This window comes from Rubrivirga sp., from assembly GCF_965213695.1.
GTDB lineage: Bacteria > Bacteroidota > Rhodothermia > Rhodothermales > Rubricoccaceae > Rubrivirga.
On record NZ_OZ243912.1, the window covers coordinates 575,368 to 601,248 of the forward strand.

General features: G+C 74.2%; 22 protein-coding genes. 8 read left to right on the forward strand and 14 right to left on the reverse strand.

Features of this window, described 5'->3' with window-relative positions:
- Nucleotides 1–178: 178 nt before the first annotated feature.
- Nucleotides 179–3,457: an ATP-binding protein gene (locus ACOOHE_RS02555; RefSeq protein ID WP_420456234.1), complete on the reverse strand. Its 3,279-nt coding sequence runs from the start codon at nucleotides 3,455–3,457 to the stop codon at nucleotides 179–181.
- Between the two features lie 517 nt (nucleotides 3,458–3,974).
- Between ACOOHE_RS02555 and ACOOHE_RS02560 the strand changes: the two genes are divergently transcribed.
- Nucleotides 3,975–4,337 (forward strand): hypothetical protein, encoded by a 363-nt coding sequence (locus ACOOHE_RS02560; RefSeq protein WP_420456235.1) that lies wholly within the window; start codon nucleotides 3,975–3,977, stop codon nucleotides 4,335–4,337.
- A 262-nt stretch (nucleotides 4,338–4,599) separates the two neighbouring features.
- Here the strand turns inward: ACOOHE_RS02560 and ACOOHE_RS02565 are convergent, their stop codons facing one another.
- From ACOOHE_RS02565 to ACOOHE_RS02585, 5 genes are all read right to left on the reverse strand, one after another.
- A complete protein-coding gene (locus tag ACOOHE_RS02565; RefSeq protein ID WP_420456236.1) occupies nucleotides 4,600–5,241 on the reverse strand; it encodes a hypothetical protein in 642 nt (213 codons plus the stop codon).
- A complete protein-coding gene (locus tag ACOOHE_RS02570; RefSeq protein WP_420456237.1) occupies nucleotides 5,238–7,001 on the reverse strand; it encodes a hypothetical protein in 1,764 nt (587 codons plus the stop codon). The genes ACOOHE_RS02565 and ACOOHE_RS02570 overlap by 4 nt, the downstream gene beginning before the upstream one ends.
- On the reverse strand, nucleotides 6,998–7,546 hold the full coding sequence (locus ACOOHE_RS02575; protein ID WP_420456238.1) for a hypothetical protein: 549 nt from the start codon (nucleotides 7,544–7,546) through the stop codon (nucleotides 6,998–7,000). Before ACOOHE_RS02575 ends, ACOOHE_RS02570 begins: the two co-directional genes overlap by 4 nt.
- Nucleotides 7,547–7,954: 408 nt before the next feature.
- Nucleotides 7,955–9,616, reverse strand: coding sequence for a CCA tRNA nucleotidyltransferase (locus tag ACOOHE_RS02580; protein WP_420456239.1), 1,662 nt, complete (start codon nucleotides 9,614–9,616; stop codon nucleotides 7,955–7,957).
- Nucleotides 9,617–9,849: 233 nt separating this feature from the next.
- Nucleotides 9,850–10,656 carry a hypothetical protein gene (locus tag ACOOHE_RS02585; RefSeq protein WP_420456240.1) on the reverse strand — a complete coding sequence of 269 codons (807 nt, stop codon included), beginning with the start codon at nucleotides 10,654–10,656 and terminating at the stop codon, nucleotides 9,850–9,852.
- Nucleotides 10,657–10,744: 88 nt separating this feature from the next.
- Here ACOOHE_RS02585 and ACOOHE_RS02590 point away from each other — a divergent pair, with 88 nt between their 5' ends.
- Complete coding sequence (locus tag ACOOHE_RS02590; protein ID WP_420456241.1) at nucleotides 10,745–11,932, forward strand: endonuclease/exonuclease/phosphatase family protein; 1,188 nt, start codon at nucleotides 10,745–10,747, stop codon at nucleotides 11,930–11,932.
- Between the two features lie 512 nt (nucleotides 11,933–12,444).
- On the opposite strand, the gene ACOOHE_RS02595 is transcribed toward ACOOHE_RS02590, so the two are convergent.
- The 3 genes from ACOOHE_RS02595 to ACOOHE_RS02605 form a co-directional block, all read right to left on the reverse strand.
- Complete coding sequence (locus ACOOHE_RS02595) at nucleotides 12,445–12,828, reverse strand: RNA recognition motif domain-containing protein (protein WP_420456242.1); 384 nt, start codon at nucleotides 12,826–12,828, stop codon at nucleotides 12,445–12,447.
- Nucleotides 12,829–13,056: 228 nt separating this feature from the next.
- Entirely contained in the window at nucleotides 13,057–14,928 is a 1,872-nt protein-coding gene (locus ACOOHE_RS02600; RefSeq protein ID WP_420456243.1) for a carbamoyltransferase, read from the reverse strand.
- 69 nt (nucleotides 14,929–14,997) lie between these two features.
- The gene (locus ACOOHE_RS02605; protein WP_420456244.1) at nucleotides 14,998–15,447 is read right to left on the reverse strand and encodes an SxtJ family membrane protein; all 450 of its coding nucleotides are present in this window, start codon (nucleotides 15,445–15,447) and stop codon (nucleotides 14,998–15,000) included.
- Nucleotides 15,448–15,758: 311 nt separating this feature from the next.
- Between ACOOHE_RS02605 and ACOOHE_RS02610 the strand changes: the two genes are divergently transcribed.
- From ACOOHE_RS02610 to ACOOHE_RS02635, 6 genes are all read left to right on the forward strand, one after another.
- Entirely contained in the window at nucleotides 15,759–17,405 is a 1,647-nt protein-coding gene (locus tag ACOOHE_RS02610; RefSeq protein ID WP_420456245.1) for a hypothetical protein, read from the forward strand.
- Nucleotides 17,406–17,463: 58 nt separating this feature from the next.
- Nucleotides 17,464–19,236 carry a hypothetical protein gene (locus tag ACOOHE_RS02615; protein WP_420456246.1) on the forward strand — a complete coding sequence of 591 codons (1,773 nt, stop codon included), beginning with the start codon at nucleotides 17,464–17,466 and terminating at the stop codon, nucleotides 19,234–19,236.
- Between the two features lie 110 nt (nucleotides 19,237–19,346).
- Entirely contained in the window at nucleotides 19,347–19,796 is a 450-nt protein-coding gene (locus ACOOHE_RS02620) for a peptidase S1 (protein WP_420456247.1), read from the forward strand.
- 146 nt (nucleotides 19,797–19,942) lie between these two features.
- Nucleotides 19,943–20,422, forward strand: coding sequence for a hypothetical protein (locus tag ACOOHE_RS02625; RefSeq protein WP_420456248.1), 480 nt, complete (start codon nucleotides 19,943–19,945; stop codon nucleotides 20,420–20,422).
- Between the two features lie 273 nt (nucleotides 20,423–20,695).
- Nucleotides 20,696–21,040: a DUF6883 domain-containing protein gene (locus ACOOHE_RS02630; protein WP_420456249.1), complete on the forward strand. Its 345-nt coding sequence runs from the start codon at nucleotides 20,696–20,698 to the stop codon at nucleotides 21,038–21,040.
- A 4-nt stretch (nucleotides 21,041–21,044) separates the two neighbouring features.
- The gene (locus ACOOHE_RS02635) at nucleotides 21,045–21,272 is read left to right on the forward strand and encodes a DUF4926 domain-containing protein (RefSeq protein ID WP_420456250.1); all 228 of its coding nucleotides are present in this window, start codon (nucleotides 21,045–21,047) and stop codon (nucleotides 21,270–21,272) included.
- A gap of 46 nt (nucleotides 21,273–21,318) precedes the next feature.
- Here the strand turns inward: ACOOHE_RS02635 and ACOOHE_RS02640 are convergent, their stop codons facing one another.
- The 5 genes from ACOOHE_RS02640 to ACOOHE_RS02660 form a co-directional block, all read right to left on the reverse strand.
- Entirely contained in the window at nucleotides 21,319–21,780 is a 462-nt protein-coding gene (locus ACOOHE_RS02640) for a MarR family winged helix-turn-helix transcriptional regulator (protein ID WP_420456251.1), read from the reverse strand.
- Nucleotides 21,781–21,849: 69 nt separating this feature from the next.
- Nucleotides 21,850–22,965 (reverse strand): sensor histidine kinase, encoded by a 1,116-nt coding sequence (locus tag ACOOHE_RS02645; RefSeq protein ID WP_420456252.1) that lies wholly within the window; start codon nucleotides 22,963–22,965, stop codon nucleotides 21,850–21,852.
- Between the two features lie 164 nt (nucleotides 22,966–23,129).
- Nucleotides 23,130–23,864 carry a response regulator transcription factor gene (locus ACOOHE_RS02650; protein ID WP_420456253.1) on the reverse strand — a complete coding sequence of 245 codons (735 nt, stop codon included), beginning with the start codon at nucleotides 23,862–23,864 and terminating at the stop codon, nucleotides 23,130–23,132.
- A 196-nt stretch (nucleotides 23,865–24,060) separates the two neighbouring features.
- Nucleotides 24,061–24,657: a Holliday junction branch migration protein RuvA gene (ruvA, locus tag ACOOHE_RS02655; RefSeq protein WP_420456254.1), complete on the reverse strand. Its 597-nt coding sequence runs from the start codon at nucleotides 24,655–24,657 to the stop codon at nucleotides 24,061–24,063.
- A gap of 259 nt (nucleotides 24,658–24,916) precedes the next feature.
- Nucleotides 24,917–25,798: a hypothetical protein gene (locus ACOOHE_RS02660; protein ID WP_420456255.1), complete on the reverse strand. Its 882-nt coding sequence runs from the start codon at nucleotides 25,796–25,798 to the stop codon at nucleotides 24,917–24,919.
- Nucleotides 25,799–25,881: the final 83 nt, after the last annotated feature.

The following is a 25,881-nucleotide window of genomic DNA, read 5'->3' on the forward strand; positions in this document are numbered from 1 at the left end:
GCGAGCGGCACCGTATGGATCCCCGCTTGCGCGGGGATGACTGTCGTTTTGTGTAGGAATATGACTCGCGCCCGAGAACTTAGCGACCCTGCCCTTGAAGGGGGACGGCTTCTGCTGCACGGAGCGGAGCGATGGCAGCGGGGGCGGGGGGTCGGCCTACGGCCAACCTGGCATCGGTCTAGACCGGGTCGGCGAGCGGGGCGAGCGCGCCGTCTCCCGTCGGCGCGTACGGGTTGGGGACCGTGTCCGGCTGCGTCACGGCGGGCGCCCCCGGGCTGGGCGCGCCGGCCTCGACCTGTCCCGGCAGCGTGACCCGGAACGTGGTCCCGACGCCGACCTCGCTCGCGACGTCGATGGCCCCGCCCATGAGCGTGACCAGCCGCTTGGTGATGGCGAGACCGAGCCCGTTCCCCTCGGCGACGCGGCCGTGGCCCGTCGAGGCCTGCTCGAAGTCCTCGAACAGGCGAGGCAGGAAGTCGGGGTCGATCCCGTGGCCCGTGTCGAACACGCTCACGACCAGGTCCCCGTCGGCCCCGTCGACGGTGACGACGATGTGGCCGTGGTCGGTGAACTTGACCGCGTTGCCGACGAGGTTCGTCACGACGCGGCCGAGCGCGTCGGGGTCGAGTGTGGCCGGGACGACCGAGTGGTCGGGCAAGGCGCGGAGCGGGATCCCCTTCGCGTCGGCGAGCGGGGCCAAGGCCTCGACCGCCTCGCGGACGACGGCGGCGGCGTCGACCGAGCGCGGGTGGAGCGTCAGCCGGCCCGCTCGGAGCTGGGCCGACTCCAGGATGGCGTTGACGGTCCGGAGCAGGCGGTGGCCCCCGCTCAGGATGTGGCTCGCGAGCCGGTGGACCTCGGGGTCCGGCCCGTGGTCGGTCAGGATCTCGGCGAACCCGAGGACGGCCGTGAGCGGCGTCCTCAGCTCGTGGCTCGCGTTCGCGAGCATGGTGTCCTTGAGCGCGTCGGCCCGGCGGAGCTCGGCGTTGAGGCCGTCGAGCTCGTCGGCCCGGTCGCGCTCGGCGTCGGCCCGCTTCCGGTGGTGCTGGCTGGCGGCCCACGCGATGGCCACCACGCCCGTGCCGGCGGCGAGCGCCGCCAGGAGAGCCGCCCACGTGGTGAGGTACCACGGCGGCGGGACGCGGAGGGCAACCGTCGCCGAGCGGGCCGGGGCACCCTGGGCCGTCCGCGCCTCGACGCGGAAGGCGTAGTCGCCGGGGGGCAGGTTGGTGTAGTCGCGGAACCGCTCGTCGCTCCACGCGCTCGGCCCGTCGTCGTGGCCGACAAGCTCGGTCCGGTAGCGCGTCCCCGCGGCGTCGTTGAACGCGGCGGCCGAGAACCGGAACCGGACGGGCTGGCGGTAGGGGACGGTTGCCGCCCCGTCGTCGAGGCCGAGGTCGGCCCCGGTCCCGCCGCCGCTGGTCTCGACCGACCGGACGAGCGCGGGCACGGCCACGTCGTAGCGCGTGTCGGGCGTGGTGCTCAGGCGGAGGAGGCCGGCCGTGGTCGGCACCCACAGCGCGTCGCCTTCGAGGTGGACGCCCCAGACGCCGGACGTCCGGCGGAGTGCGGACGGCGTGACGTCCTCCCACTGTCCGTCTCGGGGCACCAGGGCCCTCAAGCGGTCACGCCCGGAGATCCAAACGCGGTCCTCGCTGTCGGTCCAGATGCCGTAGCCCTGGGTGAGGTCGCCGACGGTCTCCTCTACGGCACGGGCGAGCGCGTCCATTCGCGTGAACCGGATCTGGTCCCCAACGCCGTCGACCTCGTACGGCCCGAGATCCGCGAGAACGACGAGGTTCCCATCGATGCTCTGAACGGAGGCCAGGCCCTCCGGGACCCCGTCACCCGGTCCGTAAACGCGGTCTACTTCGCCAGTCGGTGCGAGCCGGATCAGGTACCCGCCCATCTCGGCCACCCAGGCACCGCCGTCCTCGGTGGGGTAGACAGATCGGACTTCGCCCTCGATGCCCTCGACTCGTGTTTCGCTTCCCCAGCCGGCTCCTCGCGGCCGAAGGACGGCAAGCCCCGGTCGGAGACCCACATAGACTGCGAGGTCTGAGGTCCGCCCGGCGGTCACGAGCGAGAACGCCGTCTCGGGGAGGATGACCGAGGCCGAGAGGCCATCGATGGCGAACACCCCGGTGGTTGCGGCTACGAGCAGGCCGCGCTCCGTAGAGAGCAAGTCCCAGGCCTGATCAATCGGCGCGTCGCCGGCCAGGACGGGCTCGAACGTGGCCGGTGCGGCGTCGGCAGAGGGGCGGAGCCGGTACACGCCTCGGCCAGTCGCCGCGTAGAGCCGACCGTCGTGACGAACAACATCGTACACCACGCCGTCGAGCCCGAGGCGGGAGTCGAACGTGGTGAGGGGAGAGCCGACGTCGACACGAGCGACGCCCTCCGACAGGGCGAGCCAGAGGCCACCTTGAAGGTCGGTGGCGCACCCGATCACCAGGTCGTCCGGCGTGAGGCCCGCCGCCGGCCCGAAGCGCTCGACGACCTGCCCGCCGGGAGTGATCACCAGGACGCCGCCACCGGTCGTGGTGATGGCCAGCGCGCGGCCGTCAGCAACGGGGCAGCCGTGGTACGCCCGTGTTTGCTGCAACGTCTCGGTAGCCTCGGTTGGGATCGACACGAACGGGTCGACGGCGCCGGGGTCGAGGCGGAACAGCTCGTCGTCGGTGACGATCAGGAGCGCGCCGCCCGGGGACCCGTCGAGGTCGAGGAGCACGCGGACCGGCACGTCGGCGACGGCCGCGCCCCCGTCGACCGGGACGAGCTCGCGGTCGGCGTAGCGCAGGAGGCCGGCCCCTTCGAGCCGGACGTAAAGGGCGCCGCCCGCCTCGAACGCCTTGTGGAACCGGCGGCCCTCCGGCGCGCGCTCGACGTCGACGACCCGCCCACTGACGACGAAGACGAGCCGGTCGAAGGCCTGGAACAGGACGCCCTCGTCGGACGCGACGGCGGCCCAAATCGTCGTCCCGTCGAGGTCGGCGCCTCCGGCCACCTCCCGGTACGCCAGCCGGCCCGTGGTGTCCGGCGCCAGGACGCCGAGCGTGCCCTCGCCCCCGACGTGAACAGCCCCGCTCGGGCCGACGGCAACCGCGCGCGCGCGGAACCCCGGGACGTCGATCAGCCGCCAGTCCGCCCCGTCGTATTCGAGGACGCCGTCGGAGTTGGCGACGTAGACCAGGCCCGTCGGGGCCTGCACGACGTCCCACGACTGGCGGTGGCCTCCGGTGGCGTCCGGGCTGAACCGGGCAACAAACGCCGACACGCCTCGATCGGGGTGACCGGTGGCCTGCCCGAGCACGGGCCGGCCGGGCGGGGCCTGCCCGGCGGTCGGGTTCGCCACCGCCGCCGTACCCGCGTCGGGGCGGAGGGAAAAGACGAGGGTGGCGGCCACGAGCGCGCCCGCGACGACGGCGCCCGCGACGAGAGCACGTCGAGGAGTCATGGACGGGGTATCGTCTCCGTCGCTCAAAACTTTAATCCGCTCATTCGGACCTCTCGCGTGACGTGCGGGGTTAGTATACCTCTCCACCACCCCCACCCTGGCACCCCATGAACGGCCTTCTCTCTCTCTTCCTCACGTTCCTCTCGTTCTCGAACGCCACCGGCACCGGCGGCGGGAACAACGGCGGCCACACCCGTCCCGACGGCGAGATCCTCGACTGAGGAATTTGCCGCGTTCCGATGCTCTACGGAGCGTCCGTGAGGCTTCGAGCGCCGCACCCTTCAGGGTGCGGCGCTCGTCGTTTTGGGAAACATGGGCGTTTCAGCGTGGCCGAGCGGTTCGAAAAGCAGGTCTGGTAGACACGCGAGATTCGTTGTCAAACTGTTGGCGTCGTGGCTCGGTAGCGGCGGCCATGCGGACTCGAGTGTTCTACCTTGCTCGTCCGACACGCCTCGGCCCACGGACCCCGCCAGGGATCGAGCGGCCCAGGTCAGACGTCCCACCGGTGGAGGACGGAATGCTGATCGACGCGATCCATAACGCCTCTCAGGAGTTGATGGCCCTCCTGATCGAGCTGTCCGAGACGTTCCCCGGGGCCGTCGCCTACGTCACCGAGCCCGGTGTGGCGGCCTCGCTCCAACTCTCGGTCGCAGCCGAGGGTGAGGGGCTGGCGGTGGGGCTCCTCAGCCCGGACGAGGGAGCGAGGCACCTCCCCTATTGGGAGGCCAGGTTGGAGCAGCGCGTCCGGGTCGACGAGCGAAACCGGACGGACCGGCTCCCGATTCCACCCCGCACGGCCTCGGTCCTGATCCTCTTCGATCAGGGGGAGTACGTCTGGGGCCAGTGGATGAGGGTCATCCAGTACCGTTCGGTCAACTGACGAGCGGCCGGGTGCGGTCCCCGCTAGCCCTCGGCGCCGTCGCCTGATGGACCAAGGCGGGTCGAGATCGGAGGCCGAGGCGGTCGTCGCGCGGTGCGGGTCGCGGGGACCTACTTTGCCACGTCGCCCCACCACCCCGCTTCGTGCCCCGCCTGACCGACGACGAGATCCGCCAGCGGTACGGGCTCCCGCCCGGGGCCCGGGTCGTCCGGCTCCGCCCCGACGCGCTCGGCCGGGTCCGCGTCACGCCCGACGCGTTCGCCTACGTCGAGGTCGAGTCAGCGCTCGACGGGGCCGCGTGGGACCGGCCCGTCGTCGTGGCTGGGACGACGGTCCGGCTCTCGGTCCAGGGCACGATGGTCGGCGACGGGGCCGGCGGCGTCCCCCCCGCCCGGGTCGAGGTCACGCTGAGGGACGCCCGGGACCGGACCGTCGGGCGCGGCGAGGGGCCAGTGCACCGGGACCGGGCGGTCGTCGAGGTGGCCGTCGACCGGCGGGCGGCCGAGCGCGAGCCGGACGGCGTGCTCTGCGCGGCCGACGTCGAGATCCGGGATCTGGGGCTCAAGGTCGTCTCCGCGCCGCTCCTCGTCCTCCCGTTCGCCGAGTTGGTGGACGCCCGGTGGTCGGCGCCCGAGGCCCGCGACGGCGACGTCGTCACGCTCGCGTGCCGGCTCACGGGGAGCCCGGCCGGGGTCGAGCGGGCCGGGCGGGAGCGGGCCGAGGTCGAGGTCGTGCGCGGGGACGGGGGCGGCGACGTGTTCGAGCCCGTCGCCACGCTCCGGGCCACGGCCACGGCCGGCCGGGTCGAGGTGGCGTGGCGGGTCGGGTACGACGCCGACGGGAAGGCCCGGATCGCGACGCAGGCCGACCACGACGCGGTCGCCGAGCGGATGGGCGCAGTCACCACCGGGCCTCGGCGCGGACGAACAGGCGGGGCGCGAGCGTCGCCCCGAGCGGATGCCGGCGCTCCGGCGCACCGAGCACGTTGCGGCCACCGAGCGACAGGCGGAGACGGTCGCCCCAGGCCCGCTTGCTCAGGCCGAGGTCGAGGAGGACGGCGGCCGGCAGGTCACCGAGGCCGGCCCACGTCGTCGCCGAGCGGACGTCGAGCCGGGCCCAGAGCGCGAGCCGCTCGTCGGGACGGAGGGTCACATCGACGGCGGCGCGGAGGCGGGGGAGCCGGGCCCAGGCGTCGGTGAAGGCGGGCGTGCCCGTGACGGCGCCCTGCGCCCGGGCCTCGGCGCGAACCCGGACGCCGCCGTGCCACGCCGCGCCGATCCGGCCGACGGTCGCGGTGCCCCTCGCGTCCCCGACGTCCGCCCGCTGGCCCTCCGCCGACGCCGTCAGGCGGAGCGGGCCTCGGCCACCGCTCGCCGCCAGCCGGAGCCGAGCGACGTCGGACGGGCCGGTGGCCTCCGCGACCGTGCCGAACTCGTCGTAGCCACGGGTCGTCCAGGCGGACAGGTCGGACTGTTCCTCCGCGAGCGTCCGCCGTGCCGAGCCGTCGAGACGGACGGTGAGGCCACCCCTCCGGCGCCACGCCTCCGCCCGGATTCCGCCGCCGAGCCCGCCGGCCACCGTCCCGGCAGCGGTCAGGCTCGCGCCCCCCGCGGTCCCCCCGTGCTGGACCTCCGCCCACATCCGCCCGACGGTGACGGCGTCCTCGAACCCCGGGGCTGCGACCGACGTCTGCTCGGCCTGGACACCTGCCGAGACGGACCGGCTTGGGCGCCCGACGCGGGCCGCGAGCGCGGCGTCGAGCCGGTTTTCTCGCCACGAGGGGTCGAGCGCGAGCGCGCTCCAGTCGGGCCGGTCGAGGTCGACGCGGGCGACGTGGGCGTGGCCCCAGACGCGAACGTCACCCCGCGTTCTCGCTCCGGCGACCGTCGCCTGGGCCGAGGCGTGGGCCAGCGGCACCTCGCGCCCGACCTCCGGCACGAAGGGGAGGTCCGCGAACTGGCGGACGGCGACGCGCGCCCGGAGCCCGCGGCCCCGAGCTGCTAACGTCACGACCGGCCCGATCCGCTTCGGGTAGCGGCCGACGGACGCCGCGAGTGTGCGTGGGAAGATGGCCGGGTCGGTCGGCAGGAAGTCGCGGTGGCGGACGGCGAGCCACGCCTCGCCGCCGGGCGGGCGGGCGACGGCGCTGGCTTCGACGTCGGGCCCCCAGCGGTCGACGTTGGGGAGCGACGGGTCGAGGTAACGCTGCGGGCCGGGGTCGCCGCTCTCGTTGCCGAGCGAGGCGGAGCCGTAGAGGTGGCGGGTCGCCGGGGCCGTCTCGACGTCGATCCAGGGCCCGCCGAACGCGCCGCCGGCGATCCCGTCGCCCGGGCAGACCACGACGCGCGCGACCTCGGCGAGCGCGACCGGCAGCGCCTCCAGCCCGTCGGGCTCGATCCCGGCGCCGCGCGCGGCCGGCGCCCCGTCGACGAACACGCGGACGCGCCCTCGACCCGGGACGCCGACGCCCGCGACCGGGGCGAGGTCGAACCCGTCCGTCGTCGCGCCGTCCAGCAGCAGCGCCCGGCGGACGATCTCGTGGAGGTGGAGGGCACCCGACGCCTCCAGGTCAGCCCGAGTGACGACGGCGCCGCCCATGCACGGTGCGTCGAGCGAGTCGGCCGGGGCGGTGGCCAGGAGGCCGGCGAGGAGGAGGGCCGTCACCGGGCGAGCGTCCGGAGCCAGCGCGGCGCGTCGAGGCGGACGGCCAGACCACCCGTCGCGGCCACAAGCGTGACCGGCTCGGCCAGCGTCAGCCGCGTCCCGTCGACCTCGGCCCACACCTCGACGCGACCGAGGCGGAGCGCGCCCCCGGCCCACGCGCCGACGGCCAGCTCGGTCTCGTTCTGCAAGTTGCCCGCCTGGTCGTCGTCGATCTGGAACCGCGCGGCCCCGACGCGGACCCCGCCCCCGAGGCGGACCGGACCGACATCGACCGCGGGCCCCCAACCGAGTGTCGGGACAACGAGGGTGAACTCGGGGACGGCCTCATCGGGTGCGTCGTAGGCGGCGGCCCAGACTTCGGCCCGAGCCCGGCCGCCGTAGGCCGGCGCCTCGACGCGGGCGCTCGGGCCGGCGCGGGTCCGCCACGTCTCGCCGAAGCCGCTGGCCATCGGGACGCGAACGCCCGCGCCCGGCGTCAGCGTGGCCTCGGCCGGCTGCGCGTGGGCGGCGGTGGTCAGGGCGAGGACGAGGGCGAGGCGACGCATCGGCCCGAAGCTAGGCGCGCGAGCCCGCGTCCCCTAGAGCGAGGCCAGGTTGCTCGTAGGCGGACCCCCCGTCCGTCCGCCCCTCGCTCCGCTCAGCGGGCGGCCGGACGGTCCCCTTGAAGGGCAGGGTCGTTAAGTTCTGCTCGCCTCTCGCAATCGACTCCGTAAAACCAATAGTCATCCCCGCGCAGGCGGGGACCCGTACGGTCCTGCTCGTGGGCGGAGCGCCGCATGGATTCCCGCGTGCGCTGGAATGACTCGTGTTGTTTGAGTGGTCGAAAAAGAACTTAACAGCCCTGCCTTGAAGGGGGACAGCTCCCCGACCTGGGAGCCCTTCGGCTCCGCTCAGGACAGGCTCCGCGACCGAAGGGGAGCGGGGGGTCCGCTCACGACCCAAGAGTCACGGCACTAGTCGTCCGCCCGGTCGGCCAGCGCGGCGTTGACGGCCGACTGGACGAAGGCTCGGGCCTCCACCTCGTCTTGGGGCACGTCGCCCCAGAACAGGGCCTCCTTGACGGCGCCGATGGCCGACCGCTGGGGCCCACGCAGCTCGCGGATGGCCGACTGGAACAGGGCGCCCCGCCTCGCGGCCTCGGCCTGCCGTGCCAGCACGTAGGCCCACGCCGGGCCGTGCTCGTTCGGGACCTCGCCCTCCAAGACGGCCTCGCGGACCCACTCCTTCAACATCCCGACGGCCACGCCCTCGTCGAGCCCGAGCTGCGCCTTGATCTCGTCGCCCGAGACCGGCGGCTCCCAGTTCCGCATCCGGTCCCGCTCCTCGACCTCTTGGAAGCGGCGCTCGACCCGGTCGAACCCGGCGAGGTACCGGCGGACGCGGCGCGCGTTCTTGCTCGTCACGTCGGCGCGGACGAGCAGCATCAGGTCCTCGACGTCGTCGCCGGCGTCCATCAGCAGGCGGCGGACGGCCGAGTCGGTCACGTCGGAATCCACGAGCGCGGCCGGGCGGTGGTGGAGGCGGACGACGGTCTGGACGAAGTCGAGCGGGTCGCCGAGCGGCAACCGGAGCCGGCGGAACACCTCGGGGATGAGCTCGCGCGGGCCGACGTCCTCGTGGCCGTGGAACGTCCACCCGGTCCCGGGCTCCCACCGCTTGGTGACCGTCTTCCCGACGTCGTGCAAGAGGGCCGCCCAGCGGAGCCACAGGTCGTACCCGTCGGCCCGGTCGCCGACGCCGACGCCGCGCTGGAGGTGGGCGAGGTTGTCGACGACCTCGAGCGTGTGCCAGAAGTTGTCCTTGTGGGCCCGGCCCCCGACCTCCTCGACGCCCGCCAGCGCCGTGACCTCGGGCAGGATGCGCTCCAAGAGTCCGGTCCGGAACAGGAGCCCGAGCCCGGTCGAGGGGACCGGCGCCGCGAGCAGCTTGGACAGCTCGTCCGTGACGCGCTCGGCGCTGACGATCTCGATCCGGTCGGCCGCGGCCGTCATCGCCTCGACCGCCTCGGGGTCGACCTCGAACCCGAGCTGGGCCGCGAACCGGGCCGCCCGCACCATCCGCAGCGGGTCGTCCGCGAACGTCACGGCCGGGTCGAGCGGCGTCCGCAAGACCCCGCGGTCGAGGTCATCGAGCCCGTCGAACCGGTCGACGATCTCCCCGAACGTGGCGGCGGAGAGCGACGCGGCGAGCGCGTTGACGGTGAAGTCGCGGCGGGCGAGGTCCTGGTCGAGCGTCCCGTCCTCGACGATGGGCTTGCGGCTGTCGGCCCGGTAGCTCTCCGTCCGCGCCCCGACGAACTCGATCACCAGCCGGCCCACTTGCGGCTCGCCGGTGAGCGCTTCGAGGCGCTTCGAGGGAATGGTGACGGCGGCGGTCCCGAACGCGGGGTAGACCGCGGGCGCCTTGACGCCGAGCGCCTGGGCCACGGCCTCGGCCAGCGCGATCCCGCTCCCCGGGCCCACGGCGACCACGTCGAGGTCGGTCGTCGGCCGCCCCAGCAGTGCGTCCCGCACGGCCCCCCCGACGGCGTACGCCTCGACACCCAACCGGTCCGCTTCTTGGCCGACGCGGCGCAGGACGGGCTCGAAGGGGAGGGAAAGGCGCGGGGTGGACACGTGGGCTCGTGGACGTGTGGACACGTGAGAAGATCGGGGAGGGAGACGGGTCAGTCCGCCAAACCTCCAGGAAGCCCCGGTCCCGAGGACTCGTAACCCAATCCGGGGGGAGTGGGGGGAGGAGGGAGTGTCCCCTCCCACACCCCCCACTTCCAGACTCGGTCCCACGCCGAGCCGGCGTAGCGCAGCCGGACTTGGTATCAGCCGTCCACGAGTCCACCCGTCCACTTTTTCTACCGCAGCCTCTGGCGGACGCGCTCGACCAAGCGGAGCGTGGCGAGCGCGTCGTCGAGCGCGTAGGGGGCCGGGCGGCCGTCGGCGACGGCGGCGACGAAGGCGTCGACCTCGGCCGCGTCGGCGTCGGGGCGGGGGGGCTGAGCCACCGGCCGCGCGCCTCGGCCCTCGGCCTCGACGCACAGGGGGCCGGCCAGCGACCGGGCCTCGACGCGCCCGCCGGGCCGGGCGGCGTAGAGCGCGACCTCGTCCTCGTCGACGTGGTCCGAGAAGCGGACGGTGGCCTGGGCGTAGGCTCCGTTGTCGAACCGGGCCGCGAGGGCGACCGCGCGGAGCGCCCGCCCGTCGCGCTCGGCGACGGCGTCGAGCCGGCCGACGTCCCGGGCAGCGGCGAGCGTGGCGCACAGGTCGAGCGCGCCGGCCAGCAGCGTGGCCCAGCCGGCGCGGGCGAGGGGCCCGTCGAGCCGGGCCACCAGGGCGAGCGTCACCAGCCGGGCCGCCCACCCGTCGGGCACGCCCGCGAGCGCCGCCGTGGCCCCCAGCGGACGGGCCACGCCGACCTCGACGCCGGCCTCCTCGGCCCGGTTGCCCAGCGCCTCCGCCGCGCCCGCCGACGGCGCCGGCGGCCACAGCAGGAAGGCGTGCGCGCCCGACCCGACGGCGTGGGACGCCCGCGCCACGCGGTCCTCGACGGGCCCGCCCACCACGACCACGCGGCGGGCGCCCGCCGACGCGGCGCCAGTAGAGGGAAGGCCAAGGCGGGCGGCGAGGTCGGGCGCGCCGACGACGGTGACGTGGGGGGGCATGGGTCCGGGGGGGGGCGTCAATCTACCTGTCCGGTTCATCCGGCCCGCGGCCTGCCCGCCTACCTTCGTGGACGTCTCCCACCGACTTATGCGCGCCCTTCGTCTCCCGGCCTTCGTCGCCCTCGCCGCGGTCCTCGTCCCGGTCCTCTCGGCCCAGACCGTCCCCGAGCGGGGCGGTCCAGCCACGTTCGACGTGGCCGCCTGGAACATCGAGCACTTCGGGGACCCCGGCTTCCCGCCCAGCGACGCGACTCAGATTGCCAACGTCGAGGCCGTCATCGCCCAGGCCGGGATCGACCTGTGGGCGGTGCAGGAGATCGGCTCCCAGGACGCCTGGAGCGAGCTCCTCCTGGCCTTGCAGGACGACGGCTACAGCGGCCGGCTCGGCGAGGAGACGTTCGGGTTCCAGATCCGGCTCGCGTTCGTCTTCGACCCGTCGGTGGTCCAGGTGATCGGGACGCGGCACATCCTGTCCGGAGGCAACTTCGGCGGGCGTCGGCCCTTCGAGATGCAGGCCCGGGTGACGGTCGAGGGCGAGACCCGGACGGTTCGCGTGATTTCGCTCCACGCCAAGGCCGGCACGGGCTCCGACGACTACGCCGACCGCCAGGCCGGCGCCGTCGAGCTCAAGGCCTACATCGACGACCAGGTCTCGCGCGGCGAGGAGGTCATTCTGCTCGGCGACTTTAATGATCTGTTGGTGGGCTCGACGCGGGGCGGCGGCCTCGCCTCGCCGTACGACGTGTTCGTCCAGGACGCCGGCTACGTCGCGGCGACGCTCCCGCTCCAGCAGGCCGGGCTCAACACGTTCTGCCGGTCGTCGACGTGCGCCAGCGGCGACACCCGGGACCACCTGCTGTTCACGGCCGGCCTGTCGGACGCCTACGTCGACGGCTCGGCCGACCGCTTCGGCGAGGTGCTGGACATCGACAACTACGTCAACTCGACGTCGGACCACGTGCCGGTGCTGGCGCGGTTCTCGTTCCTCGCGACCGACGCGGCCGGCGACCCCGACGCGGGCGTGGCGCTGCTCCCGTCGGCGCCGAACCCGTTCCGGGCCGGCACGCGGCTCCGCTTCCGGCTCGACGCGCCGGGCGACGTCCGCCTCGACGTGTTCGACGCGCTCGGCCGCCGGGTGGCGTCGCTCGCGGGCGCGTTCGGCGGGGGCGAGCACGCCGTCCCGCTCCGCGGCGAGGGGCTGGCGCCCGGCGTCTACGTCGTCCGCTTGCAGGCGGCCGGCGGGGTCCAGACCCAGCGGCTCGTCCGGGCGGAGTAGCGGCGGACGAGCCGCGCCCGACGTCACGTCTGGCCGAGCCCGGCGTCTCCGTCCGTGAGGACACGACGGGCCGTATCCGCCCAGCGAGCTCTTCGCGGACGTGACGAGTCGTACTCGTTTTTGGGGTTCTTGCCAGCCCCCACTCCGTCATCCTGAGCGGGAGCGAGCGGAGCCGAAGGATCTGCTCGACGCGGCTTCCCGGTCGTGGGGGCTCTGGAACGGCGAGCCACTAGATCCTCCGATTCCGGCCGAAGACGGCCTCCGCTCAGGATGACACGTGGGAGCGATGGAGAACATCGGAGACTTGGTACACGCCTCGGGCTGTCGGCATATCGCTCGACCCGAGAGCCCCGTCCATCCTGAGAGGACCCCTCGGCCCGCTGGCGAGAGCATCCCGCCTCTGGGGCGTTGGGCCACGGCAGACCTCTTGTCCGTATCAGGTCCTGACGGCCGGACAAAAAAAGGGCGGCGGCCCCGTGAGGACCGCCGCCCGAGAGCGTGAGCGCGAGGGCTTAGTAGCCGCCGCCGCCGCCACGGTAGCCGCCACCGCCGCCGCCGCCGCGGTACCCACCGCCGCCGCCGCCGCCGTAGCTGCCACCGCCACCGCCGCCGCCACGGTAGCCGCCGCCGCCGCCGCCACCGGAGCGCTCGCCGCGCGGGCGGGCCTCGTTGACCGTCAGCGGCCGGCCGCCCATGTCGTGGCCGTTGAGGCCCTCGATGGCCGCGTCGGCCTCGGAGTCGCTGGACATCTCGACGAAGCCGAAGCCGCGCGAGCGACCCGTGTCGCGGTCCTTGATCACGGTCGCCTTGTCGACGGAGCCGTACTCTTCAAAAAGGCCGCGAAGCTCGGCGTCGTCCGACGAGTAGGGGAGGTTCGCGACGTAAATGTTCTTCATCTCTACGGGAGTGTGGGGAGCGCCGACAGGGTAAGGCGAAAGACGTTGTGGGCCAGAAAGCTCGACTCGGATCTGTCGGCCCCGCGTGCTCCGTGATAGCAGAGCCCGCGATGGTTCGCCAGACGGCGAGCACCACGGGCAGGTAGAGCCAACATACCGCGTGAACGGCCGCGAGATCCCCCACGCGGGGATTTCGTACGCCGCAGCCGGTCCCGCCCGGCGCTGAGGTCAGTCGAGCCCGTAGGCGTCGGCGATCTGCTCGGCCGTGAACGGCTCGCGCTCGGCCGGGGGCAGCGCGTCGCGCGTGAGCACGAACGGGCCGATGGCGAGCGCGTCCATGTGCGTCCGCCGGAACACGCGGACGGCGTCGGCGGGGCTGTGGACGATGGGCTCGCCGCGCACGTTGAACGACGTGTTGACCAGGACGGGGCACCCCGTCCGCGCCTCGAACGCCTTCAGCAGGTCGTAGTAGAGGCCGTTCCGGGCCTTCGTCACCGTCTGCACGCGGGCCGAGCCGTCGACGTGGGTGACGGCCGGGACCGCGCTCTCGACGCGGCCCATCCGCCCCAGCCCCTCGCCCTCGACACGCGCTCCGCGGACGGGGCCGACCAGGAGCATGTACGGGGACTCAGGGGACGGGAGACGGGGGATGGGGGACGGATTTCTCTCCTGGTCCTCGATCCCCTGTCCCCGGTCCCCCAATGCAAAAAACTCGTCCGCCCGCTCGGCCAGCACCGACGGGGCGAACGGGCGGAAGCTCTCGCGGAACTTGATCTGGAGGTTCACGCGGCGCTGGACCTCGCGGCCCCGCGGGTCGGCCAGGATCGAGCGGTGGCCGAGCGCGCGCGGCCCGAACTCGGCCCGGCCCTGGAACCAGCCGACGGTCTTCTCCTCGGCCAGCAGTTCGGCGACCCGGTCACAGAGCGCGCCGTCGTCGGCCAGCGTCTGGTAGGGCAGGCCTTCGGCGTCGAGCGTCGCTTGGATGTCGGCGGCGGACCACGCGGGGCCGAGGGCCGCGCCGCGCATGGCGTCGTCGGGGCGGACGGTCCGGGAGAGGCCGGCCCACTCGTGCGTGGCCACGAGTGCCGCGCCGAGGGCGCCGCCCGCGTCGCCCGCCGCGGGCTGGATCCAGATCTGCTCGAACGGGCCCTCGCGCAGCAACCGGCCATTCGCGACGCAGTTCAGCGCGACGCCGCCCGCCAGGCACAGGTTCGTCTCTCCCGTTTCGGCCCAGACGTGCTGGGCCATCCGGAGCACGGCCTCCTCGACGACGGCCTGGACGCTCCGCGCCAGGTCCATCTCGCGCTGACCGAGCGGCGACTCGGGCTCGCGCGCCGGCCCGCCGAACAGCTCCTCGAACCGGCGGCCCGTCATCCTCAAGCCGACCGGGAACGTGAAGGCGTCGGCGTGGAGCCGGTACGACCCGTCCGCCCGGAGGTCGACGAGGTGCTCCAGGATCGCGTCGACGTAGCGGGGCTCGCCGTAGGGCGCCAGCCCCATCAGCTTGTACTCGCCCGAGTTGACCCGGAACCCGCAGAACGTGGTGAACGCCGAGTACAGGAGCCCCAGCGAGTGCGGGAAGTGGATCTCCTGCCGCAGGTCGAGCCCGTGGCCGTCGCCGACGCCCCAGCTCGTCGTGGCCCACTCGCCGACGCCGTCCGTCGTGAGCACGGCGGCGCGCTCGAACGGCGACGGGAAGAAGGCGCTGGCGGCGTGGCTCCGGTGGTGCTCGGCAAAGACGAGCGGCCCGTTGTAGCCGGCCAGCTCGGTCCGGATAACGTCGGGCGTCCAGAGCTTCCGCTTGAGCCAGAGCGGCATGGCCTCCAAAAACGACCGGAGCCCGCGCGGCGCGTACGAGACGTACGTCTCCAAGAGCCGCTCAAAGGTGAGCAGCGGCTTGTCGTAAAAAGCGACCGCGTCGAGGTCGGCGACGGCGAGCCCGGCCTCGGCGAGGCAGAAGGCGACGGCGTTGGCGGGGAACGACGGGTCGTGCTTGCGCCGCGTGAACCGCTCCTCCTGGGCCGCCGCCACGATCTCGCCGTCGCGGACGAGCGCCGCCGCGGCGTCGTGGTAGAAGCAGGAGAGGCCGAGGACGGTCACGCGGGTGAGGGGGAACGGGTGAGGGGTGAAGGGCGGTGGGTTCTTCACCCTTCACGCTTCACCGACCGCTCAGAAATAGCGCTCCAGGCTCTCGCGGTCCGGCCGGCCGTCGGCCCGGTCGATCCAGTACGTCTCGGCGCTCGGCTCGGGCCGGCGGTGCAGCGGGTCCTTGCCGAGCAGCCGCAGGCCGACGGCGACGGGGACGACGGCGAGCGCGAACGCGGCCGTCAGCAGGACGCGCGTCATGACGAAGCCGAGCGCGAACGCGAGCGCCATCCAGGCCGTCCGCACGGGGCGCAAGACGACCGGCGCGACGCTCCCGAGCACGACGAGCGCGCCGCCGACGCCGCCCAGCGTCCACACCACGGCGCCGGGCCCGCGCCGCCACAGGGTCAGCCCGGCCACGGCCAGCAGCACGCCGCCGACAACCAAGCCGAACTGGCGGAGCGCCCGGACCGACGGGTCGAGCGCGCGGACCTCGTCGCGGACGGTCTGGAGCAGGGACGGCGAGGCGGACACGGGCGGACGGGGGGACGCGGCCCAAGCTACCGCCCGGCCGGCCGGCCCTCGGCGCGGCTAGCTTGGCCTGTGGAGCGAGCTCACGCTCTGACACGTCTTCGGCGTCGTCTGGCGGACCCCCGTCCGGGCGCCCACTGAGCGGAGCGATGGGCGCCCGGACTGTCCCCCTTAAGGGGACACCGCGAAGCGTCGGCGCAGCCAACTTCCCAAGCCGGGAGCAGGCGGGCCGATGCCCGCCCGGCGACCTGCCGGAAAGCGGGGGGGCCGAGCCAGCGTGCGCTCGCTCCGGCCTCTCCGCTCCCCGAGCCTCCATGCGCCTGTCCTTCGCCGTCTCCCTCGCCGTCGTGGTCGCCCTCGCCGGCTGCGGCCGGGCCGACGACGGGCCCACGCCGGGGCTCGGCGACCTCCCACCAGTGCCCGACACGCCGCCGGCGTGGGCCGCCAGCGCCGTCTGGTACGAGATCGACGTCGACCGCTTCCGCAACGGCGACCCGTCCAACGACCCGACCCCGGCGTCGGTGGCTGGCGACTCGGTCTCGGTGGGCGCGCTCCTCGACGCCGGCTGGCAGCCGGCGGCGTGGACCTCGGACTGGACCGCCCGCGCCGACTGGGAGCGGGCGCTCGGCGACCCGGCCACCACGGTCCCGCTCCGCCGCTACGGGGGCGACCTCCAGGGCGTCATCGACCGGCTCCCAGCGCTCGACACGCTGGGCGTGACGGCCCTCGTCCTGCGCGTCGCCGATGCCCGGGCGCCGCACCACGTCGACCCCCACCTCGGGCCCCGGCCGACGCGGGACCGCGAGGCGACGGGGCTCGAGACGCCCGGCGACCCCGAGACGTGGGGGACCACCCAGGCCGACGTCCTGCTGCTCGACCTGGTCGAGGCCGCCCACGCCCGCGGCGTCCGCGTCGTGCTCGACGTGGCCTGGCCCGGCTCGCTCGCCGCCTCGTCGCCGGCCGACGCCGACAGCGCCGAGGCGAACGCGCTCGCCGTCGCCGTCCGCTGGCTCGACCCCGACGGCGACGGCGACCCGGCCGACGGCGTCGACGGGTTCCGGCTCGACGCCGACGCGGGGAGCGCGAACTTCCGGGGCGCCTTGCGGCGCGTCGTGAAGGCGGTCCAGCCCCGAGCCGTGTTGGTCGGTCGGGTCGATGGGTCGGGACCGGGCACCGACGGCGGCGCCTCCGTCGGCGCGTTCGACGCGCTCGCCGACGGCCGCGCGTTCGCGACGCTCCGGCAGCTCTTGGACCCGGCCGGCCCTCAGATCTCGCCGGCCGACGCCGCGGCGGAGCTGGCCGACCTCTACGCGGCCACGGCGCCCGACCACCTGCCCTCGTTCTGGTCGGTGGCCGGCACCCCCGGCGGCCCCCGCCTGCTGACGGCGCTCGCGAACGCGAACGTGCTGAACGATGACGAGGCCACGCCGACCGCTCGGCCCGGGTACGACGCCTCTCGGCCCGGCCCCGACGCCGCGCGAGCGGTCGAGCTGTACCGGCTGCTCCAGGCGACGCTGCCCGGCGCGCCCCACGTGCGGGCCGGCGACGAGGTGGGCGTGTGGGGCGCCCGGGCCCCCGACGACCGCCGGCCGATGCGCTGGGACGACCTCGACTACGCGCCCGAGGCGGACGACTCGACGCGAGCGCCCGTCCCCGTCGTGGCCGACCGCAATCTGCGGGCGTCGACAAGCCAGGCCCTCCGCGCGCGCCGCGCCCACACCGATCTGTTCGCGCGGGGGACGCTGGTGTGGGAGCCGATGGGCGACGTGCTCCGGTTCGCTCGCCAGACCGAGCGCGAGCGGGCCGTCGTCGTGGTGAACCTGGGCACGCGCCCGGCGCGCCAGGCGGTGGACCTGCCGCTGGCGTTCCACGTCGGGCCCCGGCCGTCGGGCGAGGCCGGGACGGTCGTGGTGGCCCCGCGCTCGGGCGCCGTGTTCGTGGACGCGCGCGGCCGGCCGTAGCTGGGGTGGATTGGCCGAGCGCGCGTGCCGACATTGGCGGCTCCCCACCGCCCGCCCCATGTCCCGCGCCGCCCTCACCGTCCTCGCCCTCGGGCTCGCCACCGCCGCCTCGGCTCAGCCGCTCGCGCCCGACGCCGCGCCGGTGGCCGGCACGCTCTCGCCCGACGGCACGGCCGCCTCGGTGTCGTTCGCCGTCCGCACCTCGACCGAGATCCCGCTGAGCCAGGCCGGCTGCACGGGCTACCTCGACCCGTCGGCGCCGGACGCGGTCGTGGACTGGGGCGGCGGCGACCTCCGGGTCTGGGTCCGCGCCACGTTCGACGCGACGATGGCGGTCCACCGCCCGGACGGGACGTGGGCCTGCGACGACGACACCGAGGGCGTGCTGCCGGTCGTCGAGATCCGGTCGGCGCCGGCCGGGCGCTACGCGGTCTGGCTCGGCGCGTTCGCGCCCGACCCGGACGAGCCCCAGGCCACGCTCTACGCCGGGACGCCGCCGCCGCGCCGGCCGCTCGACGCGAGCGCTGCGCCGCTGGCGGGCACGATCGAGGCGGTCGGCGGCTTCGAGGCCGACCAGGGCTCGCTCACGCTGTCGGGCTCGGCCGGCGGGCCGGACGCCGTCGAGGGGGTCGACCTCGGCGACCCCGACGCCTTCTGCGTTGGGTACATCGACGCGGCCCGGCCGACGGCCGCCATCGACTACGACGCCGACGGCGGCACGGGCGTGCTCACGGTCGGCGCGAGCGCCGTCGACGAGGACCTGGTCTTGGTCGTCCAAGGGCCCGACGGCGTCGCGTGCAACGACGACTTCGACGGGACCGACCCGCTCGTCCACGTCTACGAGCCCGCGAGCGGGACCTACGCCGTGTGGGTCGGGACGTACGGCGCCGCGATGGAGACGGTCGACGCCACGCTGACCGTCGGCGAGACGGACCGGATGGACGAGGGCATGTTCATCGGCGACGACTACGACTACGAGCCGACGCCGTTCTCGGAGGGGACCTACGTCCCGATCGACCTCGACGCCGTGCCCGCCGCCCGCCTCTCGGCCGACGACACCGACGGCGACTCGGTCGGGGTGACGGTCCGCCCGTCGGGCCCGAACCCGGTCCAGGGCACCGAGTGCTCCGGCTTCGTCGAGCCCGGGGCCACGGCCACGCTCGAGCTCCGCGGCGACGGCCCGTTCGCGATCACGGCCTCGTCCGAGTCCGACCTGACGTTGCTCATCCGGACGCCCGGCGGCGGCTGGTTCTGCAGCGACGACGCCGACGGGCTCGACCCCGGCGTCCAGATCGACGCGCCCGAGGCGGGCCGCTACCTCGTCTGGGTCGGCGCGTTCAGCACGGCTGGCGATGAGGCCCCCGTCGAGGCGACCGTCTCGGCCGCGCCCGGCGAGATCGTCGTGACCAGCGCCTACGACGACATCGGCTACGGGGGCGAGCCCCAGTCCGAGGGGGACTACACGGGGTCCGAGATCGTGGCCGGTCCGGGCGGCGTCGCGCTGGCGGCCGGGGGTGGGGAGACGGCCGAGGTCGAGGCCGGCGGGACCGTCCTGAACCCGGTCGTGGGGGAGGCCTGCCACGGGTTCCTCAGCGCCGGTCCTTCGGCCACCGTCGACACCGACGGCGACGAGGTGACGGTCTCGGCCACGGGCGACGAGGACCTGACGATGGTCGTCCAGGCCCCCGACGGCACCTGGACGTGCAGCGACGACGCCGACGGCTCGGACCCCGCGGCCACCGTCGTCGGCGGGCCGGGCACGTATTCGGTCTGGATCGGGACGTACTACCGGCGGACCGAGCCGGCTATGGCGATGCTCCGGGTCGAGTAGCCGAACGGCCGAGGACACAGAACGATCACGGCGGCCCGGCGTATCGGCGGCACCAAACGCGCGCGGCACCGCGTTTGCAGGGCTCTCGATCCTCCTTGCTTCCTCCGGCCATGCGTCTCGCTTCTCTCCTCGCGCTCGCGCTCGCCTTCGCCGCGACTCCCGCCCTCGCCCAGCCCCGGATCGGTGGGACGCCCGGCGAGACGCTCGCCATCGCCGACGCGCCGGTCTCGGCCGCGCTCCAGGCCGGCGGCGGCGACCGCAACGCGGTCCCCGGCAGCGGGTGCTCGGGCTACATCGACAACGCCCGCCCGTCGGCCACGCTGACCGTCTCGGGCGACGGCCCGCTCTCGATCTACGCCGTCTCGGGCTCGGACACGACGCTGCTCGTCTCGGACCCCGCCGGCCGCTGGCACTGCTCCGACGACGCCAACGGGAGCAACCCGGCCGTGACGTTCGCGCGCGCGGCGCCGGGCGCCTACGTGGTCTGGGTCGGCACGTTCTCGCCGAACGAGGGGGCCCGGGCGACGCTCTCGGCCGTCCGCGGCCAGCCGGCCTGGTAAGCGTTGGGCGCACTGCGCGCGGAACGCTGGAGCCGTCTCGTATCGCGACGCCGCTCCGCGCTGCTTGCGCGCTCGCGCTTCTGCTGTCCGGTTGTGCGACGCTCGACGTGCCAGCGCCCGACGTGCAGCGATTGACACCCGCGACCGTGTCTGCGCTCGACGGCACGTACACCTGGCAAGGACGGAGCGCCGAGTGCGACCCGGCGGATCGGGCCTACGGGTGCGCCGTCGGCTTCGGGCGCGTCGTGAATCACAACGCGCCGAGCCTCTATCGATTCTCCTGGTGGGGTTTCTCCGACCTCGACTCCACCGCGACGGTCCGTCTAGAGACCATCGGCAACGGCGAGATCCGTGTCACCGCGACGGCCACCGATGGGACGGTCGAGACCGCGGGCATGCGGGTGCGCTTGCACGACGACGGCACAGTCCGGCTCCGCGGGGATGGTCCACTCGTGGGGGCCCCGCCGTTCGTGTGGAGCGTCGGCACGTTGCGGTCTCGCCTCGCCCTCGACGCTCGCGGGGACCTCATCTACGACTGGAACGGCCTCGGCGTCGGCTTTTTTACCCTCATTCCGGTCATGGCGGCCGGCGGACGCGGCACCTTGACGTTCCGTCGCATCGAGTAGCGGCCACGTCAAGAGAATCGAATCGCACTCAGAAACAGCCACGGCCCGTCCTGCGGATCCGTCCGGAAACCGACCTGTAGACGTTGAGGCCGGGTGCCGGTGCTCTTGACTCCGGTCAGACCTGGTCGGTCCGGAGCGCCGACAGTCGGCCAAGGCCGGGCGCCATCGCCTCTCACTCTTCCTGTGGCGCGGTCTCATCGCTCCGACCGCCCACCTGGTTCAGCCCTGTGGAGTTGAGCGGCCGTTTGCCCGAGGCCTCTGTAGCTTCTGTGCGTGACCATACCGAACGCCGAGCAGGCCTTCGTCCCACCCGCAAAGCTGACCGCCTACCTGTTGGTGCTCTCGCACCCGGTCGGCGGCTCGAAGGCTCGCTTCTTCCGGGCGCACGGCTTCGACGAGAGCAACGCGGGCTTGCTGGCGACCGGCCTGTGCGAGATCGCGAACGGCGCCGTCTCCTCGACCCGACCCGGTCCGTTCGGGACCAAATACACCGTCGCTGGCGACCTCGCGACCCCACGGGGCACCGTCGTCCAGATCGAGACCGTCTGGATCGTCGAACCGCACGACGACCGGCCGCGCCTCGTCACGGCGTATCCTGCGGGACGCGACCGCCCCTAGACCTATGATCGCAGAGCTCGATACCGTCGTTCTCGTGCGCGACCTCCCAGGTCTAGGCTTGGAGGAGGGCGACGTCGGCGCGGTGGTCCACGTCTACGCAGAGGGGCGCGCCATCGAGGTCGAGTTCGTCTCCGGCTCCGGCTCGACGGTCGCGGTCGAGACGTTGAGCCCGACGGACGTCCGGCCGCTCGGGGACCGTGAGATCCTTCACGCGCGAGCCCTCGCCGCCTAGCCCGCTGCTGGACGCCGGCGCGAGGCATCAGCGCTTCTGATCCGGGTCAGACCTGGTCGGTCCGGAGCGCCTCCAAGAGCGCCGACAACCGGCCGAGGTCGGGCGCCGAGAGGTGGCCCCCGATCCGCTCGATGACGTGCTGGACGGGCTCGTCGAGGCGGCCCAAGACGTCGAGCCCTTCGGGCGTGATCTCGACCTCGACCACCCGGCGGTCGTGCTCGGCCCGCTCGCGCCGGACGAGCCCACGCGCTTCCAACCGGACCAGGAGCCGCGTCACGTCGGGCGTCCGGTCCAGCAGGCGCTCGCCGATCTCGGAGCAGGCGTAGCACGCCGGGTGCCGCCCGCGCAGGATCCGCAGGACGTTGTACTGGGCCTGGGTGACGCCGTGGGGGGCCAGGGCCGCCGTCATCTCGCTCGAGATCCACGACGCCGTCGCGAACACGTTGAGCACGGCCTCGTGGGCCGGGGAGGCAAATCGGTCCTGCTGGATAAGGTCGGCGAGCGTCACGGAGGAGCGGTGGAGGAGCCGCGGTCGTACGGTCGCCGCGCCGGCCGTTGTTCCACCAACCGTCGCCGGTCAGCGACCGCCGGAGGCCGGCGCCTGCGGGGCCTCGGCCCACCCATCGCCCGTCGAGCGGGCCGACGCCAGCGGGAGGGCGAACGCGAACGTGGACCCGTACCCGACCCGGCTCTCGACGTCGAGTCGTTGCCCGTGGGCCTCCAGGATGTGCTTGACGATGGCCAGCCCGAGGCCCGTCCCGCCCCGCACGCGCGACCGGCTCTTGTCGACGCGGAAGAACCGCTCGGTCAGCCGGCCCAGCGCCTCCTCGGGGATCCCGATCCCGTCGTCGACCACGCGGACGCGGGCGTCGCCCGTGTCGCGCGCCCGGGCGGTGACCTCGACGTGGCCGCCCGGCTCGTTGTACTTGACGGCGTTCTCGACCAGGTTGGTCAGGACCTGCCGGAGCCGGTCGCGGTCGCCCACGACCGCCAGGCCGGCCGGGACCCGGGCGGCGAGGGCCACGTCGTGCTCCCGAGCGACGCGCTCGAGCCCCTCGACCACCTCGGTCGCCAGGCCGGCCATGTCGAACGGGGCCCGGCGGATCTGGAGCCGGCCGGTCTCGAGCTTCGAGATGTCGGACAAGTCGCGCGTGAGGGCGTCGAGCCGGCTCGCGTTCTGGAAGATCTTCTCGACGAACCGCCGGCGGACGCGGTCGTCGTCGAGGGCGCCGTCCAAGAGCGTCTCGGCGAACCCGGAGACGGCGAAGATGGGCGTCCGGAGCTCGTGGCTCACGTCGCCCAGGAACTCGCGGCGGTAGCTCTCGGCCTGCTCGAGCCGCTCGATCTCGCGCTGGAGCGTCCGCCCGGCCCGCCCGACCTGGTGGATGAGCGCGTCGAGCTCGTCGCGGCCCGTGGCTGGGAGCGCCGCGAGCGCGTCGAACCGCCGCTTCCGGGCCTCGCGGAGCGTCTGCCGCGCCAGCTCGAGCCGGCCCGCGATCTGGCGCGAGACGGCGACGTAGGCCGCGACGGCCGCCACCGCCGCCATCGCGGCGCCCGCCCACAGCCCGTTCGCGAGCCCGCCGCTCAGCCCGGCTCCCACGGCCGCCACGACGCCCACGGGCCCGGCCACGGCGCCCGCCACGCGGAGCGCCAGGCGGTGGACGCGGGACGGACGAGGGACCGGAGCCGTCAACGGGGGAGCGGGTAGGGGTGGAGAGTAGAGGATAGAGAATGGCAGCTGCGATGGGATCCCTCGCCGTGGGCTCCGCCCACGGAGTCGCCTCGGACGACGACCGGACGGAGCTCGACAACGCGCCGTGCCAGCGAAGCCGATGCGTGGCGCCCTCCGCCCTCTACTCAGCCCTCGCCGAGCGCCTCCGCCAGCCGGTACCCGACGCCCTTGACCGTCTCGATGTAGTCGCTCCCGATCTTCTCCCGGATCTTGCGCACGTGGACGTCGACCGTCCGGTCCACCACCACGACGTCGGCGCCCCAGACGGCGCTCAGGAGCTCGTCGCGCTCGAACACGCGGCCGGGGTGGCTGGCCAGGAAGAACAGGAGCTCGAACTCCTTGCGCGGCAGCCGGAACGTCTCGCCCGTCGCCGGCCGCTCGACGACGTACCGCTCCCGGTCGACGACCAGGTCATGGACGCGGACCTGGGCCGTCGTGGCCTCCTCCTCGCGCTCGACGCGCCGGAGCAGCGCCCTGACGCGGCTGACGAGCCGGCGGGGCGAGACCGGCTTCGGGAGATAGTCGTCGGCGCCGGCCTCGAGCCCGGCGATCTCGTCGCGCTCGTCGGTCCGCGCGGTGAGCATCAGGATGGGCGTGAGCCGGAGCGGGGCGCGCTGGCGGATCTCGGCCGTCAGCGCGACGCCGTCCATCCGCGGCATCATGATGTCGACGACGACGACGTCGGGCTTCTCGGCCTCGGCGAGCGCAAGCCCGGCCACGCCGTCGGTGGCCGTGAGCACGGCGAAGCCCTCGGACTCGAGGGCGTACTGGAGGAGCTCGACGAGGTCCGGCTCGTCGTCGATGACCAGGACGGTCGGGCGGTCGTCGTCGGCGGGCGGGCCGTCGGGGGCGTCGGCCATGGGGGCGGGGATCGGGCGGACGCCAAGCTAGGAGCCGGTCCGTCTCCGGGGTGTTACCGGAGTGTATCCCGGGGCGAGCGCCGAGTCGTGGCGCAGGGACCGGCGTCTTCCGCGCACCGAGAAGGGACGGAATGGGGGGGACGGAGGGGAGTCCTCTCTCCATCCCCTCCGCTTTCTCCGTCCCGGGACGGGCTCGCTACGCCTCGCGCAGCGCCAGCCGGATGAGGTCCTCGGCGGACTGGGTGCCGGGGTGGGCCCGGAGCACCTTGCGGAGCCGCTTCTCGGCCTCGGCGCGGCTCAGCCCGAGCGCCTCCAGGCCCGAGCGGGCGTCGGCCCGGGCCTCGGATGCGGCGCCGTCGCCGGGCGCGCCGCCGGCGTCGAGCCCGTCCATCCCCGCGAACTTGTCGCGGAGCTCGACGATGAGCCGCTCGGCCGTCCGTTTCCCGATGCCGGGCACGCGCGTCAACATGGCCGCGTCACCCGAGACGACGGTGTCGCGGAGCTCGCTCGGGCTCATCGCGCTCAGCGCCGCCAGCGCCAGCTTCGGCCCGACCCCGCTCACGGCCGTCAGCGTCTCGAACGCCGTCCGCTCGGGCTCGGTCGCGAACCCGTAGAGCGTCATGGCGTCCTCGCGGACGACGAACGCGGTGACCAGCTTGGCCGGCTGGCCGACGGCCGGCAGCTTCTCGAACGACGAGGCCGGGATGAGCAGGCGGTAGCCGAGGCCGCCGGCCTCGATGAGGGCCTCGGTCGGCTTCTTGTCGGCGAGGGTGCCGGAGACGTAGGCGTACACGGGCGGTCGGGGGGGAGACCGGGCCAAGCTAGGGCCGCCCGGTGCCACCGTCCCGGCACCCGGCTACACGGGCAGGGCTATGGCAACCTCGGCTTCATTCTCATCTCGGTCCCTCCTCCTTGTCATCCTGAACGCACGTGAAGGATCTCGACGCCGAGCCCTCAGGCTTCCTGTGCCGGTGCTGGGGTCCTGGGAGCCCGAGTCGAGATCCTTCGCAGGCTCAGGATGACACGTTTGGGGAGCATGCGATAGCCCTGCGCTACACGGGCGCGCGGAGGGCGTCCAAGAGCCGCCGGGCGGCCGAGCCGCGGTAGCCCCCCTGCGTGACGAGCGCGCCGAGCACGCGGGCGGCCTCGGCGTCACGGCCCCGGTAGAGCAAGACGCGCCCCCAGGCCAGCCGGGCCTCTTGCGACACCCACGAGGCCGGGTCGGCCTGGCGAGCGATTGCGCCCAGGGTATCGGCCGCCGCGTCGAGGCCGGCGGCGTCGTAGCTCGGGAACAGGCCGAGCGTCGACCGGCGGGCGTCGCGGACGGCGCGGAGCGCGTGCGTCAGCCGGCGGGGCTCGGCCTCGTCGTCGGTCGCGAGCGGGGCGGGCGGCGGGGCGGCCTCGATCTCGCCGAGCCCCGCCACCCGGGCCCGCTCCGGGCTGGCAGTCGTCGACACGGCGAGCAGGACGACGTAGGCGACAGCGACGGCGGCGGTGGCCGCGACCCACCACGGCGCCCGCCGCCCGGGCGACGCCGGGGGGAGGCCGAGGACGGGCTCGGCCGGCAGCGAGTCGCCGCCGATCTCCGGCGCCTCCCGCAGCGCGACACCCGTCAGCCGCTCGAACCGGGCGACCGGGTCCTCCGCGCCGGCATCGAGCTCGCGCAGGCGGGCCTCGACGCGGTCGGCCTCGGCCGCGAGTTCGGACGGGTGCGCGTGGGCCGAGGCCCAGCCCATCCGGCGGCCGACGGCGGCCCGGGCGACATCGTCGGCGTCGGGGGGGGCGGTGGCCACGTCCACGAGGGCGGCGAGCCGGCGGGCGTCGGCGTAGGCTTGGGCCCACTCGGGGAGGTCGGCGACGCGCGCGTCGACGGTCGCCCGCTCGGAAGGGGAGAGCGCCGGGTAGGCGTCGAGGAGGGCGGCGGTGTCGGTCACGACGGGGGGATCGGGGCCTTGAGGAGCGTCGAGGTCGGCCGGCGTCCCCGCTCCCTCTGGGGCACGCGAGGCGTCCGCGCAGC

Coding starts and splice junctions, on each gene's coding strand:
- ACOOHE_RS02555 (WP_420456234.1), bottom strand. CDS start 3,457: ATGACTCCTCGACGTGCTCTCGTCGCGGGCGCCGTCGTCGCGGGCGCG.
- ACOOHE_RS02560 (WP_420456235.1), top strand. CDS start 3,975: ATGCTGATCGACGCGATCCATAACGCCTCTCAGGAGTTGATGGCCCTC.
- ACOOHE_RS02575 (WP_420456238.1), bottom strand. CDS start 7,546: ATGCGTCGCCTCGCCCTCGTCCTCGCCCTGACCACCGCCGCCCACGCG.
- ACOOHE_RS02585 (WP_420456240.1), bottom strand. CDS start 10,656: ATGCCCCCCCACGTCACCGTCGTCGGCGCGCCCGACCTCGCCGCCCGC.
- ACOOHE_RS02590 (WP_420456241.1), top strand. CDS start 10,745: ATGCGCGCCCTTCGTCTCCCGGCCTTCGTCGCCCTCGCCGCGGTCCTC.
- ACOOHE_RS02595 (WP_420456242.1), bottom strand. CDS start 12,828: ATGAAGAACATTTACGTCGCGAACCTCCCCTACTCGTCGGACGACGCC.
- ACOOHE_RS02610 (WP_420456245.1), top strand. CDS start 15,759: ATGCGCCTGTCCTTCGCCGTCTCCCTCGCCGTCGTGGTCGCCCTCGCC.
- ACOOHE_RS02615 (WP_420456246.1), top strand. CDS start 17,464: ATGTCCCGCGCCGCCCTCACCGTCCTCGCCCTCGGGCTCGCCACCGCC.
- ACOOHE_RS02620 (WP_420456247.1), top strand. CDS start 19,347: ATGCGTCTCGCTTCTCTCCTCGCGCTCGCGCTCGCCTTCGCCGCGACT.
- ACOOHE_RS02635 (WP_420456250.1), top strand. CDS start 21,045: ATGATCGCAGAGCTCGATACCGTCGTTCTCGTGCGCGACCTCCCAGGT.
- ACOOHE_RS02650 (WP_420456253.1), bottom strand. CDS start 23,864: ATGGCCGACGCCCCCGACGGCCCGCCCGCCGACGACGACCGCCCGACC.